At 68.9% G+C, this 14,988-nt stretch carries 13 protein-coding genes, 1 tRNA gene and 4 pseudogenes; 8 read left to right on the forward strand and 10 right to left on the reverse strand.

Annotated features, from left to right (window positions below):
* Positions 1–141, forward strand: a 141-nt coding sequence (locus tag VKG81_RS04760; RefSeq protein ID WP_324390217.1) for a His/Gly/Thr/Pro-type tRNA ligase C-terminal domain-containing protein, incomplete at its 5' end; no start/stop codon positions are given.
* An 18-nt stretch (positions 142–159) separates the two neighbouring features.
* Here the strand turns inward: VKG81_RS04760 and VKG81_RS04765 are convergent.
* The gene (locus tag VKG81_RS04765; protein WP_324390196.1) at positions 160–2,151 is read right to left on the reverse strand and encodes a TPM domain-containing protein; all 1,992 of its coding nucleotides are present in this window, start codon (positions 2,149–2,151) and stop codon (positions 160–162) included.
* Positions 2,152–2,189: 38 nt separating this feature from the next.
* Between VKG81_RS04765 and VKG81_RS04770 the strand changes: the two genes are divergently transcribed.
* From VKG81_RS04770 to VKG81_RS04780, 3 genes are read left to right on the forward strand one after another with little or no spacing between them, the layout of a single operon-like run.
* Positions 2,190–3,461 carry a deoxyguanosinetriphosphate triphosphohydrolase gene (locus VKG81_RS04770; RefSeq protein WP_414685164.1) on the forward strand — a complete coding sequence of 424 codons (1,272 nt, stop codon included), beginning with the start codon at positions 2,190–2,192 and terminating at the stop codon, positions 3,459–3,461.
* 9 nt (positions 3,462–3,470) lie between these two features.
* On the forward strand, positions 3,471–5,375 hold the full coding sequence (dnaG, locus tag VKG81_RS04775; RefSeq protein ID WP_324390201.1) for a DNA primase: 1,905 nt from the start codon (positions 3,471–3,473) through the stop codon (positions 5,373–5,375).
* A 10-nt stretch (positions 5,376–5,385) separates the two neighbouring features.
* Positions 5,386–5,670, forward strand: coding sequence for a DUF7155 family protein (locus VKG81_RS04780; RefSeq protein WP_324390203.1), 285 nt, complete (start codon positions 5,386–5,388; stop codon positions 5,668–5,670).
* A gap of 3 nt (positions 5,671–5,673) precedes the next feature.
* On the opposite strand, the gene VKG81_RS04785 is transcribed toward VKG81_RS04780, so the two are convergent.
* Entirely contained in the window at positions 5,674–5,928 is a 255-nt protein-coding gene (locus VKG81_RS04785; protein WP_324390205.1) for a hypothetical protein, read from the reverse strand.
* A 127-nt stretch (positions 5,929–6,055) separates the two neighbouring features.
* Between VKG81_RS04785 and VKG81_RS04790 the strand changes: the two genes are divergently transcribed.
* A tRNA-Asn gene (locus VKG81_RS04790) sits at positions 6,056–6,128 on the forward strand.
* 106 nt (positions 6,129–6,234) lie between these two features.
* Positions 6,235–6,405: a hypothetical protein gene (locus VKG81_RS04795; protein ID WP_324390207.1), complete on the forward strand. Its 171-nt coding sequence runs from the start codon at positions 6,235–6,237 to the stop codon at positions 6,403–6,405.
* A gap of 284 nt (positions 6,406–6,689) precedes the next feature.
* Here the strand turns inward: VKG81_RS04795 and VKG81_RS04800 are convergent, their stop codons facing one another.
* The 7 genes and pseudogenes from VKG81_RS04800 to VKG81_RS04830 all read right to left on the reverse strand — a co-directional run bounded on the left by VKG81_RS04800 (position 6,690) and on the right by VKG81_RS04830 (position 12,482).
* Complete coding sequence (locus VKG81_RS04800; protein WP_324390209.1) at positions 6,690–6,881, reverse strand: hypothetical protein; 192 nt, start codon at positions 6,879–6,881, stop codon at positions 6,690–6,692.
* 257 nt (positions 6,882–7,138) lie between these two features.
* A pseudogene (locus VKG81_RS04805) lies at positions 7,139–7,369 on the reverse strand (type III polyketide synthase); the annotation flags it as partial.
* Between the two features lie 42 nt (positions 7,370–7,411).
* A complete protein-coding gene (locus VKG81_RS04810; protein WP_414685165.1) occupies positions 7,412–8,518 on the reverse strand; it encodes a type III polyketide synthase in 1,107 nt (368 codons plus the stop codon).
* A 2-nt stretch (positions 8,519–8,520) separates the two neighbouring features.
* Positions 8,521–8,673, reverse strand: a pseudogene (locus VKG81_RS04815) (sigma factor); the annotation flags it as partial.
* A 198-nt stretch (positions 8,674–8,871) separates the two neighbouring features.
* Positions 8,872–8,985, reverse strand: a pseudogene (locus VKG81_RS04820) (hypothetical protein); the annotation flags it as partial.
* Complete coding sequence (locus tag VKG81_RS21475) at positions 8,954–9,157, reverse strand: hypothetical protein (RefSeq protein ID WP_414685166.1); 204 nt, start codon at positions 9,155–9,157, stop codon at positions 8,954–8,956. The pseudogene VKG81_RS04820 and the gene VKG81_RS21475, both read right to left, overlap by 32 nt.
* A 961-nt stretch (positions 9,158–10,118) precedes the next feature.
* A complete protein-coding gene (locus tag VKG81_RS04830) occupies positions 10,119–12,482 on the reverse strand; it encodes a heavy metal translocating P-type ATPase (RefSeq protein ID WP_324390221.1) in 2,364 nt (787 codons plus the stop codon).
* A gap of 229 nt (positions 12,483–12,711) precedes the next feature.
* Between VKG81_RS04830 and VKG81_RS04835 the strand changes: the two genes are divergently transcribed.
* Both VKG81_RS04835 and VKG81_RS04840 read left to right on the forward strand, forming a co-directional pair.
* On the forward strand, positions 12,712–13,425 hold the full coding sequence (locus tag VKG81_RS04835) for a VIT1/CCC1 transporter family protein (RefSeq protein ID WP_324390213.1): 714 nt from the start codon (positions 12,712–12,714) through the stop codon (positions 13,423–13,425).
* 96 nt (positions 13,426–13,521) lie between these two features.
* Positions 13,522–14,010, forward strand: a complete 489-nt coding sequence (locus VKG81_RS04840; RefSeq protein ID WP_324390215.1) for a DUF2231 domain-containing protein — start codon at positions 13,522–13,524, stop codon at positions 14,008–14,010.
* Between the two features lie 90 nt (positions 14,011–14,100).
* On the opposite strand, the pseudogene VKG81_RS04845 reads toward VKG81_RS04840, so the two are convergent.
* A pseudogene (locus VKG81_RS04845) lies at positions 14,101–14,761 on the reverse strand (class I SAM-dependent methyltransferase).
* Between the last annotated feature and the right edge of the window lie 227 nt (positions 14,762–14,988).

Genomic DNA, 14,988 nt, shown 5'->3' on the forward strand with positions numbered 1-14,988 from the left:
ACGCCGTTCTGCGTGACCGTGGACTTCGAGACGCTGCAGGATCAGGCCGTGACGGTGCGCGAGCGCGATGTGATGACGCAGGAACGCATCGCGCTCGACGGGGTGCGTGACTACCTGGCCAAGCGCCTCACCGGCTGCTGACGGGGGACCACACGCGGATCAGAACCGCCCGCCGCCGCCGAACATCCCGCCCCCGCCCGCCGACCCGCCGTAGGTTGTCGAACTCCAGCCACCGCCGCCCCCGAACCCGCCGCGCATCCCGCCGGACAGGATGTCGCCGATGATGATGCCGCCGACCATCGCGCCCATGTCGGAGCCGCCGCGGCCGTAGCGGCCGGTGTACGCCCGCTGGCCGGCCTGCACGTCGGCGTTGGCCATCGACTGGGCCTGGGCGGCGAGCGTCGATGCGCTGTTCGCGTACGCGATCGCTTCGGTCAGGTTGGTCGTTTTCGACGCCTGCGCCGCCTCGAGTTGGCGCACCGCCTCGGCCAGCCGGGTGCGGGCCTCGGGGCCGATGCTGCCGCGCCGGGTGTCGATGTAGTCCGACACGGACCGCACCCGCGACTGGGCGGTGAACAAAGCCTGGTCGAACGCGCGGCTCAACCGCTCGGCGGCCTCGCGTTCCTCCGCGACGCTGGCCAGCAGCCGGTCCAGGTCGGCGTCGGCTTTGGTCAGCTCTGTGAACGTGCCGAGCGGGTCGGCCGCGCCGGTGCTCTGCGCGTCCGCGACGGCTTTGACCGCGGCGTCGCGCGCCGCGCCCAGTTCGGCGGCGTGGGGGGTGTCGGCCTGGGCAAGTTGCGCCGCGGCCGCCTCGATGCCGTTCTGGATGTCGCTGATCGCCGACGGCAGTGTTGCCACCGCTCGCCGGATGTCACTGGCGGCGCTCTCGACGGCGTCCAGCATCGAACCGGCTTGCACCAAGGCCGATTCGGTGGCCCGGATGCAGTCGACCAGTTCGGTCTGCGTCTTGGCGGCGGGCCGGGCCACCAGCTGGCGGGCCCGGCTGATCGACTGGTCCGCGAAGGTCAGCCGCTCCTTGGCTGCCGCCACATTGCGGGCGACCGAAGCCAGAGCGGTGTCGGCGAATTCGGCGTGCAGCGCGGTGAGCCTCTGCTGCGACGGGTCGATCCGTGCGGTCACGTCGACCAGCTGCCGAGTCAGCGAGTCCAACCGTTCCGGCGCGTTGACCACCAGGTCCCGCAGGTTGTGGAAAGCGTCGGTCTGCGCTTCGAGCTCCCGGTTGGCGCGGGCGGCGGCGACGATCACGCGGGTCAGCAGGTCGCGCTGCTGCGCGGGGGTTTCGGGGATCGCGTCGTCGAGCTGCTGGCGGACGTTGAATGCCTGCGCCACGGTCGCCTTCGCGTTGTCGACCGCCTGCGTGAACGGCGCGGTCCGGTCCTCACCGAATTCCTCGACGGCGAGCGCGAGCTCGTTGCTGCTGGTCCGCACCGCGTTGTCGACCTGCACGACCATCGACTTCGACAGCTCGTCGAGTGCGTCCACCGACACCGCCGCCAGCGCCTCGGGGTCGGTCGGGTCGACCCGGCGGGCCGCGGCGAGCTCGGCCGCCTTGCGCCGCGCGCGTCGCCGGCGGCCCCACAGCACCAGAGCCACCGCGCCGACGGCGACGATGGCCAGTGCGATCAGCAGCGACGACGACGACAACCCGCTGCCCTTGCCGCTGGTCGTCGCGTCCAGGCCGGTGGCCGCGGCGACCGCCGCGCCGGCCCACTCGTTGGCGCGCAACGCCGGCTCGATCTTGTTGCGCCGCAGGTCGTCGACCTGCTGAGCGGTGACGCCGCCCACCGAGGACGGCACTTCGAACGCGTAGGCCCGTTCGCCCGTGGCGATGGCCAGCAGCGCGTCGAAGTTGCCGAGGTCGCTGACGCTCATCGTGTTCCGCGCCCAGCTGACCGCGCCCTGCCCGGAGAAGGTGTCGACGTAGACCACCCACAGCCGGATCTTGCGGTCGTTGTAGAGCTTGTCGACGGCCGATTGCACCTCGCCGCGCTGCGACGCGCTCAGCGCGCCGGCCTGGTCGGTGACCTGTCCCGGCAGCCGGAACGGCGGCTGCGCGGTGGCCGCCGGGGCGACGAGGAAACCGGCGGTGAGCACCACGGCGAGCAGGCCGAAAAGTCGTGCGATCCGCATGGTCGTCAATGTAGTGCGATGCGGCGCCGTCGCGGGCGATGCTGGCAGACTGTGCGGCAGTGGCCACCAATCAACACGACGCCTATGGCGCGCACGACCGCCAGCGGAGGGTTGCCGAGGCGCCCAAAGCCGCCGCGCTTCCGGGCACCGGCACCGAGCACCGCAGCGACTTCTCCCGCGACCGGGCCCGTGTGCTGCACAGCGCCGCGCTGCGGCGCCTGGCCGACAAGACCCAGGTCGTCAGGCCGCGGGAGAGCGACACCCCGCGCACCCGGCTGACCCATTCCCTGGAGGTCGCGCAGATCGGGCGGGGCATGGCCGTCGGGCTGGGCTGCGACCCCGACCTGGTCGACATGGCCGGCCTGGCCCACGACATCGGGCACCCGCCCTACGGGCACAACGGCGAACGCGCGCTCGACGAGCTGGCCGCCGGGCACGGCGGGTTCGAGGGCAACGCCCAGAACCTGAGGATCTTGGCCCGCTTGGAGCCGAAAGTCGTTGACGCCCAAGGTGTCAGCTTCGGCTTGAACCTGACCCGCGCGGGGCTGGACGCCGTGACGAAGTACCCGTGGCTGCGCGGGCGGGGTCCCGGCAAGTACGGGGCCTACGCCGAGGACGCCGGCGTGCTCGCCTGGGTGCGCGACGGCGCCCCGGCCGGCCGGCCGTGCCTGGAAGCGCAGGTGATGGACTGGGCCGACGATGTCGCGTACTCGGTGCACGACGTCGAGGACGGCGTCGTCTCCGGGCGCATCGAGCTGCGCGTGCTCGCCGACGACGACGCCGCCGCGACGCTGGGCCGGCTCGGTGAGCGCGAATTCGGCTATGTGGCCGACGACCTCGTGGCCGCCGCCGGCCGGCTGTCCCGGCTCGAGGTGGTCGCCGCCGTCGGCAAGTACGACGCGACCCTGGCCGCATCGGCCGCCCTGAAGCGGCTGACCAGCGAGCTGGTCGGGCGGTTCGCGTCGGCCGCGATCGCGGCGACCCGCGACGTCGCGGGCCCGGGCCCGCTGGCCCGCTTCGACACCGGCCTGCGGGTGCCCGACGTGGTCCGCGCCGAGGTAGCGCTGCTGAAGGTCCTCGCGCTGCAGTTCATCATGTCCGATCCCCGCCACCTGACGTTGCAGGCTCAGCAGCGCGACCGGGTGAAGGCCGTCGCGCACTGGCTGCTGGCCGGTGCTCCGGCGACGCTGGACCCGCTGTTCGCGCCCACGTTCAACGCGGCCACCGACGACGGGCAGCGGCTGCGGGTGATCGTCGACCAGATCGCGTCGTTTACCGAGGGCCGCCTGGAGCGGTTGCAACCGGCCTAAACTGAGCCCGTGCCCGGCCGCATCCCTGATCGTGACATCGCGGCCATCCGTGAACGGGTCCGCATCGAGGAGGTCGTCGGCGACTACGTCCAGCTGCGCCGGGCCGGAGCCGATTCCCTGAAGGGCCTCTGCCCGTTCCACGACGAGAAGTCGCCGTCGTTTCACGTCCGGCCCAACCACGGACACTTCCACTGCTTCGGCTGCGGTGAGGGCGGCGACGTGTACGCGTTCGTGCAGAAGATGGAGCACGTCAGCTTCGTGGAGGCCGTCGAGCGGCTGGCCGACCGCGTCGGCTACACCATCACCTACAGCGGTGGCACCGCGGTGCAGCGTGACCGCGGCAGCCGCAGCCGCCTGATCGCCGCCAACGCCGCCGCCCAGGAGTTCTACGCGGCCGCGCTGAACTCCGACGAGGCCGAGCCCGCCCGCCGCTACCTGATCGACCGCAACTTCGACGGCGAGGCGGCCCGCCACTTCGGCTGCGGGTTCGCCCCGTCGGGTTGGGACACGCTGACCAAACACCTGCTGCGCAAGGGTTTCGAGTACAAGGAGCTCGAGGCGGCCGGGCTGTCGCGGGAGGGCCGGCGCGGCCCGATGGACCGCTTCCACCGCAGGCTGCTGTGGCCGATCCGGGCCAGCAGCGGCGAGGTGATCGGCTTCGGCGCGCGGCGCATCTTCGACGACGACCCGATGGAAGCCAAGTACGTCAACACCCCCGAAACGGTGCTGTACAAGAAATCGTCCGTGCTGTTCGGAATCGACCTGGCCAAGCGCGACATCGCCAAGGGCCACCAGGCGGTCGTCGTCGAGGGTTACACGGACGTGATGGCGATGCACCTGGCGGGCGTCACCACCGCGGTGGCGTCGTGCGGCACCGCGTTCGGCGACGAGCACCTGGCGATGCTGCGCCGACTCATGATGGACGACAGCTTCTTTCGCGGCGAGCTGATCTATGTGTTCGACGGCGACGAGGCCGGCCGCGCCGCCGCGCTCAAGGCGTTCGGCGGCGAGCAGAACCTCGCCGGGCAGTCGTTCGTCGCGGTGGCCGCCGACGGGATGGACCCGTGCGACCTGCGGCTGAAATCCGGCGACGGCGCCCTGCGGGACCTGGTGGCGCGCCGCACCCCGCTGTTCGAGTTCGCGATCCGCACCACGCTTGCCGAGATGGACCTGGAGACCGCCGAGGGGCGCGTCGGCGCGCTGCGGCGCTGCGTGCCGATGGTGGCCCGGATCAAGGACCCGACGTTGCGCGACGAGTACGCCCGCCAGCTTGTCGGCTGGGTCGGCTGGGACGACGTGGCGCAGGTGATCGGGCGCGTCCGGGAGGAGGCCCACCGCCACGGCCGCACGACCAGGCGCGACGTGCGGCGCGCCGCGGCACCGCTCGGGCCGTCGAAGTCAGCGGAACAGCCGGCGAGGCCGGACCCGCGCGACCCGACGCTGTGGCCGCAGCGTGAGGCGCTCAAGTCGGCGCTGCAGTACCCGGCCCTGGCCGGCCCGGTGTTCGACGCGTTGGCCGTGGGAAGCTTCACCCATCCCGGCTACGCGGCGGTGCGCGCGGCGATCGCCGCCGCCGGCGGGGCCGCGAGCGGCGTCACCGGCGCCGAGTGGATCGAGGCGGTGCGCGAGCAGGTGCCCGCCGCCGCGGGCCTGGTCAACGAGCTTGGGGTGGAGGCGATCCGCGTCGACGACGACGACAGGCTGCCGCGCTACATCGGCGGCGTGCTGGCCCGGCTGCAGGAGGTGTGGGTGGGTCGCCAGATCGCCGAGGTGAAGTCCAGGCTGCAGCGCATGTCGCCGATCGAGCAGGGCGACGAGTACCACTCGCTGTTCGGTGACCTGGTCGCGATGGAGGCCTACCGCCGCAGCCTGCTCGAACAGGCAAGCGGAGACGGAAACGACCTGACCGCGTAGGGTTCCCCCCGTGAACAAGCGAGTACAGCGGTCGCTGATCGTCGGCGGCCTGGCGATTGCCGCGGCCGTCGTGCCGGCGTTCGTGGGTGACAACGAGCGCGTCCAGGCGCAGTGCCTGTCGGCGTTCGGCTCCCTCACCGGCGGTGTGTGCCTCGATCAGCCGGGCGGCGGTGGGTCACCGGGTGCGAGTTCCCCGTCGGTTGGGATCGGGCCGACCGGTAACGGGGGCGGCCCGGGCATCAGCACCAGTCCGTTGTTCCCCGGTCAGACCTTCAACGTACCGCTGGGCCCGTAGCGTTCACCCCTGCGGACGCGCCTCCGGGGCCTGGGGCGCCAACACCGTGGTCCGCCCGTCGATCTCGGTCAGCGCCACCATCGCCGGGTCGGGGGAGACCCGGTCGGCGATCTTGCGCCGCCCGGCGTCGATGATCGACTTGGCGGCCGGGCTGCCGGTCATGGCCTTGTAGGTGCCGGCGATCTGCTCATACCGACGCCGGCCGGCCTTCGCGCCCAACACATAGCCCAGGGCAAGCACGACGACATACCGGATCACTGCGGTTCCTCCAGGGGTTGAAGCGGTCTCCCCATCCTGCCTGACGCGGGCGGCGCCGTCGCGGGGGCAGGCGCGTCTTGGCGCATGGCCTGTCCCGTACGCTAAAGTCGGCCGTCAACGCGCACAGTCCCCTGTAGCTCAATTGGCAGAGCATTCGGCTGTTAACCGACAGGTTGCTGGTTCGAGTCCAGCCGGGGGAGCGGCATCGTTGCAGGTCAGGAACTTGTTTTGTTTGGCGCGTGTCAGATACATGCCAGATGGTCACAGCAAAGGACCGGCCACAGTGCACGAGTAGCATCAGCGGCCATGACCGATGACATCCTCGAAGAGATACGCGAGTGCATCGAGCTGGTGGCCGACGCGGAGCGGCGGAGCACCAGGCGGGGCGAGGAGGACGTGCTCCTCACGACCGACGGCGCACACCGGGTCATCGCCGCGCTCGCCGAGGCGGCCGACGCGATCGAGCGGGCCGGCTAGACGCCTGCTGCGACGCGCCGCGGCGGCCAGCGGCGCTCAGCCGATCGCCGTGGTATCCGGCAGTTCGCTATGCGGACCATCAAGGGTGTGAGCTCTTATCCGATGGCACGGTAATTCTTGCCAGACACACGCCGAAGCGAACGGCTCGCAGCGGCTGTTCCTTCACGACACCCTCAAGAACCCCGTCACGGTAACGATGTGGAACGCCAAGTGTGCGTGGATCTTTCGTGTGCTCAGACTGACTAAAGTTTGAGTACCCTCTTCGCCGTGTCTGACCAGATGGGTTAGTTGATGAGGTAATCGTCGGTCATCTCCGGATCGGGGCTGAGAGGCGCCTCGAACATGCGTATGTTGCCGCCCTCCGCCATGCGGCGCTCCCAATGGTCGTCCATCAGGGCGTTGACCTCCTCGATCTGGTCTGGCGACAGGTAGATCGACACGCTGGCGACCGTCCCGACCGACCCGGGGTTCGTCATGCACGAGCTGCCGCTGTTGCGGATGCGGGCGCTGCTGGCACGCGCCCAAGGAGACGAGGACGGTTACCGGGACTTCGCGAATCGGTATCGAAAGATGGCCACCTACCTGAGTTTCGACGGACTCATCGCGATGGCTGAGGCGATGACGAGTTCAACATCAGCCGTGCGTACAGTTCCCCTCAGGGTTGGTGGTTGGTGCGTCCATAGCGGTGCAGCTGCAGACGAAGGGGTAAAGACCACCGAGACCCTCATCCGTTACCAAGGAATTCGGTGACGTCGTCATGCAGATAACGTTCGATGACGGCAGGCAGGTCGGCGGACAGCACGAGCTGCAGTCCGGAGGCGCCGACATCCCACCCCATGGTGCGCGACGAGTCGGGATACAGATGGCTGCGCGAGTCGAGCACGTCGGGCCCGGCGGCGCCCATCTGTTCGGCACGGCGTTCGCCGACCGCGACGACCGCCGCCGCGCCGTCGGCGAACAGCGCTCGCCGACGACGAGGATGAACAGGTAGTACATGGTCGACCCCTCACCAACTCAGCAGCAGCAATTCGACGCTGAACCCCGGACCCATCGCGAGCATCACTCCAAAGGATCCTTCGGGTGGCGGCTCGGCGATCGTCCGGCGCAGGACGTCGAGCACCGACGCGGAAGAAATATTTCCGTTCTCCCGCATGGAGTTCCTGCTGTGCGCAAGCGCTTCCGGTGGCAGGCCAATCGCGTTCTCGATCGAATCGAGCACCTTGGGACCACCGGGATGGCAGACCCACCTCGAGATGTCCGCGGTGGACAATCCGTGGTAGGCGAGGAACCGGTCGACCTCTTCACCCAGGTAGTCATTGGCCATCTTCGGGACGTCACGGGACATCACGAGCTGGAACCCACTGGAGCTGACGTTCCAACCCATCACGTCGACGGTTTCCGGAAACAGCCGGCTGCGAGTCGCCAGGACGCGCGGGCCTCGAGTTGCGCTGGGGCCCAACGGGGCTCGGTCGGCCCCGGTGGCAACCACGGCGGCCGCACCGTCACCAAACAGGCACACACCGATGAGCGCGGGAATCGAGGTGTCATCGCGTTGCAGCGTGAGTGAGCACAACTCGACCGACAGCAAGACCGCCGCGTGCGCCGGGTAGCCCCGCAGGTAGTCGTGGACGCGTGCCATCCCGGCGGCACCGGCAACACAACCGAGTCCGAACAACGGAACCCGCTTGACATCGGGCCGCAGTCCGATTCGCGAGATCAACCGCACGTCGACGGTCGGCACCGCCACACCGGTGCTCGAGACCGTCACGATGGCGTCAACCTCGTCGGGCTCGATGCCCGCCGCGGCAAGCGCCGACAGTACTGCCTGCTCACCAAGGTCGACGGCGACCTCGATGTAGGCGGTGTTCGCTTCGGTGAAGCCAGTCAGTCTCGGGTAACGTGCCAGCGGTAGCGCGAGACTGCGATGGTCCACTCCACTGGTCTGGGCGAAGCGCATGAACCCCGGCTCGGCGAACGTGGTCAACTCGCGTGCCACTTCGTCCTGCTTGTACCGGTACCGTGGCAATGCCACCGAGGTACCGGCAATGCGCGGAGCGCCGCGGCCGTGACGAGCAACCGGGTCCGCGGATTTGGAATACGTCGTATCGGTCATACCTGTGACGCCCGCAGCAGGGTCTCCTGCACCACGTCGTCGGCGTGGGCCGGATCCCCGGTGAGCCGGGGGGCGTAGCGCCAGAGCGCTGCCGCATGCTCGTCGTAGAGCACCCGCATCAAGGCGGCCTCCTTTGGCAACTGCCCCTGAAACATCACCTCAAGTGGCAAAATGGCCGAGTTGTGTTCGGGCACCACCGACTCTCCCTTCGCGACTGACTCATGTGTTAATTCGAAGCCGTTGGGTCGGTGGATCGCTGGCGGCGGAAATATTCTTCCAGGATCGTTGCGGCGCAGGTCAACGCCCGGCTGCGACTACGTCACCGAGCGTGCCGTCAGGGGCGCGGGCCGAAATCAGAGATTGCGCTGCAGCAGCACGTCCCCGGTGTCGGCCGAGACCACCTGCACGGCGGCGATTTCATCGATCGGCATCGACTTACTGCCGGTAGGGGAGGCGGTCACGCATGGAAACGTGCAGCTGGAACGTGACGGCGATGACGAACAGCCCCATCAGCACGATGGTGGCGAGCAGGTTGCCGAGCTGGAAGGTCTGCGAGACCATGTCGCCGGCGGTTTCCCCCAACGTGGTCGCGATGGTCTTGATCACCCAGAACAGCGCGGTGACGTGCGCAAGCTTCACACCTCGGGGGCGACTGCTCGACTGATCTGGGTCGATGCCAGCGGTATCACCGGAGCCTATGTCGCGGGCAGCGCCTGTCCGAACGCGCCGCAAGGGACTCCATACAGATCAGCCGACGGCTAGATGGTGATGTGCATCGCCCCCGACAACGGGACCGCCTACCTGCCCGGGGGCGTCACCTTGCACAAGGTGACGAGTCCGATCTGGCAGCTGTTCAGTTCCTGACGATCGCGCCGGGCCAGCTACATACCAGGGCGGGCGCGTTCGCGGCGTACAGGGCCACTCAGAGGCCCGGTCATCCTCGGCGGCGGGGTGCGCACCGGGGCGCGCCGGGGAAAGGGACCGGCCCGCCAGCCAGCGGTTCCTCGGACCGACCGTGGGCGTACACCGCTGCCGACACGGACTCACTGGTGCTGGGCGCAGGAAACGGACTACGGCACGAAACGAAGGACCACTGGCGTACCTAGAGCCTGGGCGGCGTTAACTACCATTTGGTCGGTTATCCATGGATCTTGTGTGGCGCCCGTGTCGTACATCCATCCAGGTTCGGAACCGTCGGCACCTGCGGGCGCCGCAAATGTTATTGCGCCGGCTACCGCAACCGCGCGATCATCCCCCTCACGCGGCGATGCTAGACCGAGATACCGATTACCTGGGCGTGTAGGGGCCTCGGCGGTGGTGCGCGCACCAGGGCGGCCGGGGAAAGGTGGACCCGACGCACCGCAGGGGTTCCTGAGTCCGTGGGCGACGGCTTGTCTGTAAAATTTTCGACCAACAGCGGCGTATGAGCTGGTCAGAACGTGCGATACATGCGTAATACGTGCGTGCTTGCACGGCCTTTAACTACACATGTGGACGACGTGATGAATCAGGCGGTGCGGTGGTGGCCGCGGTGAATCCCAGTTGGACGGGTAGGGGGTGCTGTCGGTCAGCTGATGGCGTTGACGGCAGTCAGCTTGTGTCACGGGGTGGCGGGGGTGTCGGGTTGGCGCGGCGGGCCGGGCGTTGGGGTCGGCTCGGGTTCGTCCTGGGCGAGGGTGAAGTAGTTCTCTTCCTCCTGCAGGAAGTGCAACCGCAGCAGCGTGTACAGGCCGTAGAGGCAGGCCAGTAGGTCGTCGACCTGGTCGGGCTGGATGGCGCCGGTGGTCTGGGCGAGTGCCAGGTGGGTGCCGATGCGATCCGACAGCCGTTGGATTTCGGCGTGGGTGCGGCTCATGGTGGCGGTGGCTTCACCGCTGCCGAGGGGGTGCGCCAGCGCCGGGTAGAGCTGGGTTTCCTCGGCCCGTTCGTGGGGCAGGATCTGATCGGTGAGAAACCTCTGAGCCCGGGCCACCGCCTCCAGCGCGGCCGGATCGCCGGCGGCCACCCGGTCGGCCGCCTCCCGCAGCAGCCCGAGGGTGTCGCGCAGTTGGTCGTGTTCGGTGGCGAAGCGGCGCAACATGTCTTCGGTTTCGGCCGATAGCTCGACCTTGGTGGCCGGGTTGCCTCGCAAGGCGCGCAACGCGTTGAGGATCACCGCGATGTCGATGCCCTCCTGCAGCAGCGCCCCGGCGGCGGGCGGCAACCAGCCCAGCGCGGCGATCACCATGGCCGCAAGTGACAAGGTCATGCCGACGACGGCGCTTTGCACGGCGATGTGCCGTGACCAGCGTGCGATGTCCATCGCGTCGGCCAACCGGTCCAAACGGTCGGTGGTCAACACGACATCGGCGGCTTCGGAGGACGCGGTGGCCCCGCGCGCACCCATCGCGACCCCGATGGTGGCCGCGGCCAGCGCGGGCGCGTCGTTGATTCCGTCGCCCACCATCATGGTGACCGCGCGTTCGCGCTCGGCGCGCACCGCGGCGACCTTGTCGGCCGGGCTCTGGTCGGCGTAGACCTCGTCCAATCCGAGCACGGCGGCGACTTCGCGGGCCGGCTCGGCGCGGTCGCCGGTCAGCATCACCAGCCGGTTCAGCCCAGCCGCGCGCAGCCGCCGCATCGTGCGGGGAGCCGTGCGGCGCAGCGGGTCTCGCAGCAACACCGCACCGATGGGCTGCCTGTCGACACACACCCAGGCGATGGCCGCGGTGTCCAGCTGGGCCCGGTTGACCGCCGCGCGGGTCCAGCCCGCGTCGGTCGTGTCGGCGGGCAGCTTGCCGACCTCGACGCGGTGGCCCTCGACCGTCGCGCTGACTCCCCGACCCGGCTGTTCGACAACGTCGGTCGGCAGCGACAGCTGCAGACCCCGCCTGAGGGCTTCGGTCACAATGGCCTCGGCCAGCACGTGCGGCGACATCTGATCCACCGAGGCGGCCAGTCGCAGCACCCCATCGGCGTCACGCCCCGGCGCGGTCACGACCTCCACGACGACCGGCTGCCCCCTCGTCAAAGTGCCGGTTTTGTCCATCACCAATGTCTTTGCCTGCCCGAGGTTTTCCAAGGCGCCGCCGCTGCGGATCACCACCCCGTGCCGCGAGGCGCGCGAGAGCCCGGACACGATCGCCACGGGCGCCGCCAACAGCAGCGGACACGGGGTGGCCACCACCAGGACCGCCACCGCCCGCACGGCCGACCCGCTCGCCAGCCACGCAACCCCGGCGACCGAGATTGTCAGCGGCACGAACCACGCCGCATATCGGTCGGCCAGCCGCACGGTCGGCGCGTTCTCGGCACCGGCTTGTGCCGCCAACCGCACGATGCCCGCATAGGTGCTGTTTTCGGCGGTGGCGGTGGCGCGCAACTCAAACGCACTGCCGGCGTTGACGACGCCGCTGCGCACTGGCTCGCCGACGCCACGTTCCACCTGCAACGGTTCCCCGGTGAGCGCCGACTCGTCCAGCACCGCGACCGTGTCAAGGATGCGCCCGTCCACCGGCACCACCTCGCCGGGGCCCACGACCAGCACGTCGTCGACGGCCACCTCGGTCACCGGGATCACACTCACCTCGGAGCCCACGCGCCGGCGCGCGAATCGCGGCGCGCGCTCCAGCAGAGCCCGCAGGTCGTGGGAAGCCCGTCGCTCGGCCGCCGCCTCCAGGGCGCGCCCACCGGCCAGCATCACCGCGATCAACGCCCCCGCCAGGTACTCGTGTACCAGCAAGGTGCCGACCAGCGACAACACCGCAATCAGATCCACCCCGACGCGGCCACGGCGCAACGCCGCCAGCACCCACACCACCGCGGGCACCAGCGCCACTACCGTGCCCGCGATCCAGCACCCGTCGGCCACCGCGCGCCAGCCGGCCAGCCACGCGATCCCGCCGGCCGCCAACGCGCCAACCGTGATCACCACCAGCGTCGGCTCTACCCACCGCCGCAGCCGCAGCAACGACCGGCGCACCACTGATTGCACGCCCCCCAGTCGACCAGGCGCAGTTTCACTGAACACAGAGCCGCAGTACCCCGAAGCCGAGGTCCAAGGACCCGCCCCCGCCTTGCGAGTCGCCGGTCCCCGGCCACAGTTTCGTTGTGCCCTAGCCGACGGCTGCTATGTGCCTGCATCCTGGGTCGGTCGACGTGAGCGGCAGTGCTCAGACCGCGCCGTCCCCGTAACCGGCGATCGAGGTGAGATGGTGAGTTTCTTTCAGATGGTCAACCCGCACGCGGAAGCCCACCGCGGCCAGCATGCCGGCTGGTTACGGGCCGCGGTCCTGGGCGCCAACGACGGATTGGTCTCCACCGCCAGCCTGATGGTCGGCGTCGCCGCCAGCGGCGCGGCGGCGGCCGCGGTGCTGACCGCCGGCGTGGCGGGACTGGTGGCCGGATCGATGGCTATGGCGGCCGGCGAGTACGTCTCGGTCAGCTCCCAGGTCGATGTCGAGCGCGCCGACCGCGCCAAAGAGGCGCGCGAACTGGCCGCCGACCCTGAGGCCGAACTGGCTGAGCTGGCGGGCATCTACCGCGAGCGCGGGGTGCCCGAGCCATTGGCTCAGCAGGTCGCCCAGGCTCTGCACGACGCCGACCCGCTGGGAGCGCACCTGCGCGATGAGCTCGGACACTCAGACATCAGCGCCGCCCGCCCGTTGCAGGCCGGAGCCGCGTCGGCGGCCAGCTTCTTCATCGGGGGTTTATTACCCCTGCTGGGGTTGTTGGCTTCGACCCCGACCGCTCGACTGTGGCTGATCGTGGCCATCACCTTGATCGGCCTTGCAGTCACCGGGATTCTCGGGGCGTGGATCGCCGGCACCGGCGTCGTCCGACCCGCGCTGCGGGTCCTCATCGGCGGCGGGCTCGCGATGGCCATCACCGCCATGGTCGGTCAACTCGTTCACGTCTCCGGCATCTGACGGAGCCCGGACTGGCCAAGCCGAAAGGTCTGAGGTGTCGGATGATCGCCTTGGACGCTGACGCAGCCGCACCCCCCCACCCAGCCAAGGAGTCACATGACCGTTGTCAACGGCCTACCCGCCCACGTTCTGCTCGTTCATTTCATGGTGGTCCTCGCGCCGCTGACTGCCCTGCTGGTGATGGTGTGTGCGCTGTCGCCGGCCGCGCGCCGGCATTTGGTGTGGTTCACGCTGATCCTTGCCATCGTGACAACGGTGCTGACGCCGATCACCACCGAGGCCGGCGAGTGGCTGTACAACCTGAGGCGCAACCCAGACCCCATTTTGCGCGAGCACGCCGCGCGTGGCGGCTGGATGATCTACTTCTCGGTCGCGTTGCTCGTCGTCGCGCTGGCGCTTGCGATCCTGCATGTGATCGAACGCCGATCCGCCAAGCGCCGGTTGGCCGCCAACGTCATCGTCGCAATCGTGGCTCTCGCCGTCGGAATCTCGTCGATGGTTCAGGTGTACCGCATCGGTGATGCCGGCGCCCAGTCGGTGTGGGGCGACGAAATAGCCAGGCTGAAGGAGGCCAACGGAACCTGATGCGGTGGCAGCGCGGCCTGAAAGGCTAACGCGCACCCGAACCTCGTCCGGAAATCAGGCTCTACGCTCGATCAGTGCGGAAAACGGGCGCTAGGGCAGGTGCGCCGACAACAGCCAGGCCGGGATCGACTTGCGCCCGTTGCCTTCGTCGCGGACCCCATCTTGAGCAAAACCGCGAAAGCCGTCGTAGTCATCGGGGATATGGACATGGATGCGGGAGGGACGAATCTCCTCGGCGGTTCCAATACCGGCCCACGATCGAGTCCAACTCCTCGGCGGTCACCGAGTTCACCGGACCGACCGGCACCGACGCGCTGTCGAAGACCAGGACGTAGTACGACGCACCCGGTGCCGCGGCCCGCACGATCGACTGCTGGTAGCCCTCGCGCCGGTCCACCGGCATCGCGTGGAAAACCGTGCTGTCGACGATCGTGCCGAAGCGGCCGTGATAGCCGGTGAAGGAACTGATGTCGGCCGCCTCGAAACGGGCATTGGTCAGCCCGCGCCGGTCCGCCTCGGCTCGGGCCAACGAGACCGCTGTCGCTGACTGGTCGAGGCCGACGGTGGTAAAGCCACGCTGCGCCAGATACAGCGACACTGCGGCCTCCCCGCAGCCGGCGTCAAGGACCTCGCCGTGGAACTTCCCGTCGTCGATCAACGCGACGATCTCGGGCTGCGGCTCACCGAGACTCCACACCGGCCGCTGAGCATTGCGGCCGCGATAGACCGACTCAAAAATCCAGCACCTCATCAGAAGAAGACGTCATGGCCCCTGTGTAGCGTCCAGCATGAATCATGTCAATGAGTTGATAGAACCGAGTCTCATTGATTTACCCTGGGGTCAAGTTTCACAGGGAAGGGCGGTGGCATGACGTTTCAGGGATGGCCGATCGAGGCCGTCGAGTTCTACGAGGGTCTGGAGGCCGACAACTCCAAGGTGTACTGGCAGCAGCACAAGGGGATCTACGAACGCTGCGT

The organism is Mycobacterium sp. (assembly GCF_035314905.1).
GTDB lineage: Bacteria > Actinomycetota > Actinomycetes > Mycobacteriales > Mycobacteriaceae > Mycobacterium.

What these genes read in the sequence shown, in the direction of transcription:
- VKG81_RS04765 (WP_324390196.1), bottom strand. Translation starts at nt 2,151, where the DNA reads ATGCGGATCGCACGACTTTTCGGCCTGCTCGCCGTGGTGCTCACCGCC.
- VKG81_RS04770 (WP_414685164.1), top strand. Translation starts at nt 2,190, where the DNA reads ATGCTGGCAGACTGTGCGGCAGTGGCCACCAATCAACACGACGCCTAT.
- VKG81_RS04795 (WP_324390207.1), top strand. Translation starts at nt 6,235, where the DNA reads ATGACCGATGACATCCTCGAAGAGATACGCGAGTGCATCGAGCTGGTG.
- VKG81_RS04800 (WP_324390209.1), bottom strand. Translation starts at nt 6,881, where the DNA reads ATGACGAACCCCGGGTCGGTCGGGACGGTCGCCAGCGTGTCGATCTAC.
- VKG81_RS04810 (WP_414685165.1), bottom strand. Translation starts at nt 8,518, where the DNA reads ATGACCGATACGACGTATTCCAAATCCGCGGACCCGGTTGCTCGTCAC.
- VKG81_RS04840 (WP_324390215.1), top strand. Translation starts at nt 13,522, where the DNA reads ATGACCGTTGTCAACGGCCTACCCGCCCACGTTCTGCTCGTTCATTTC.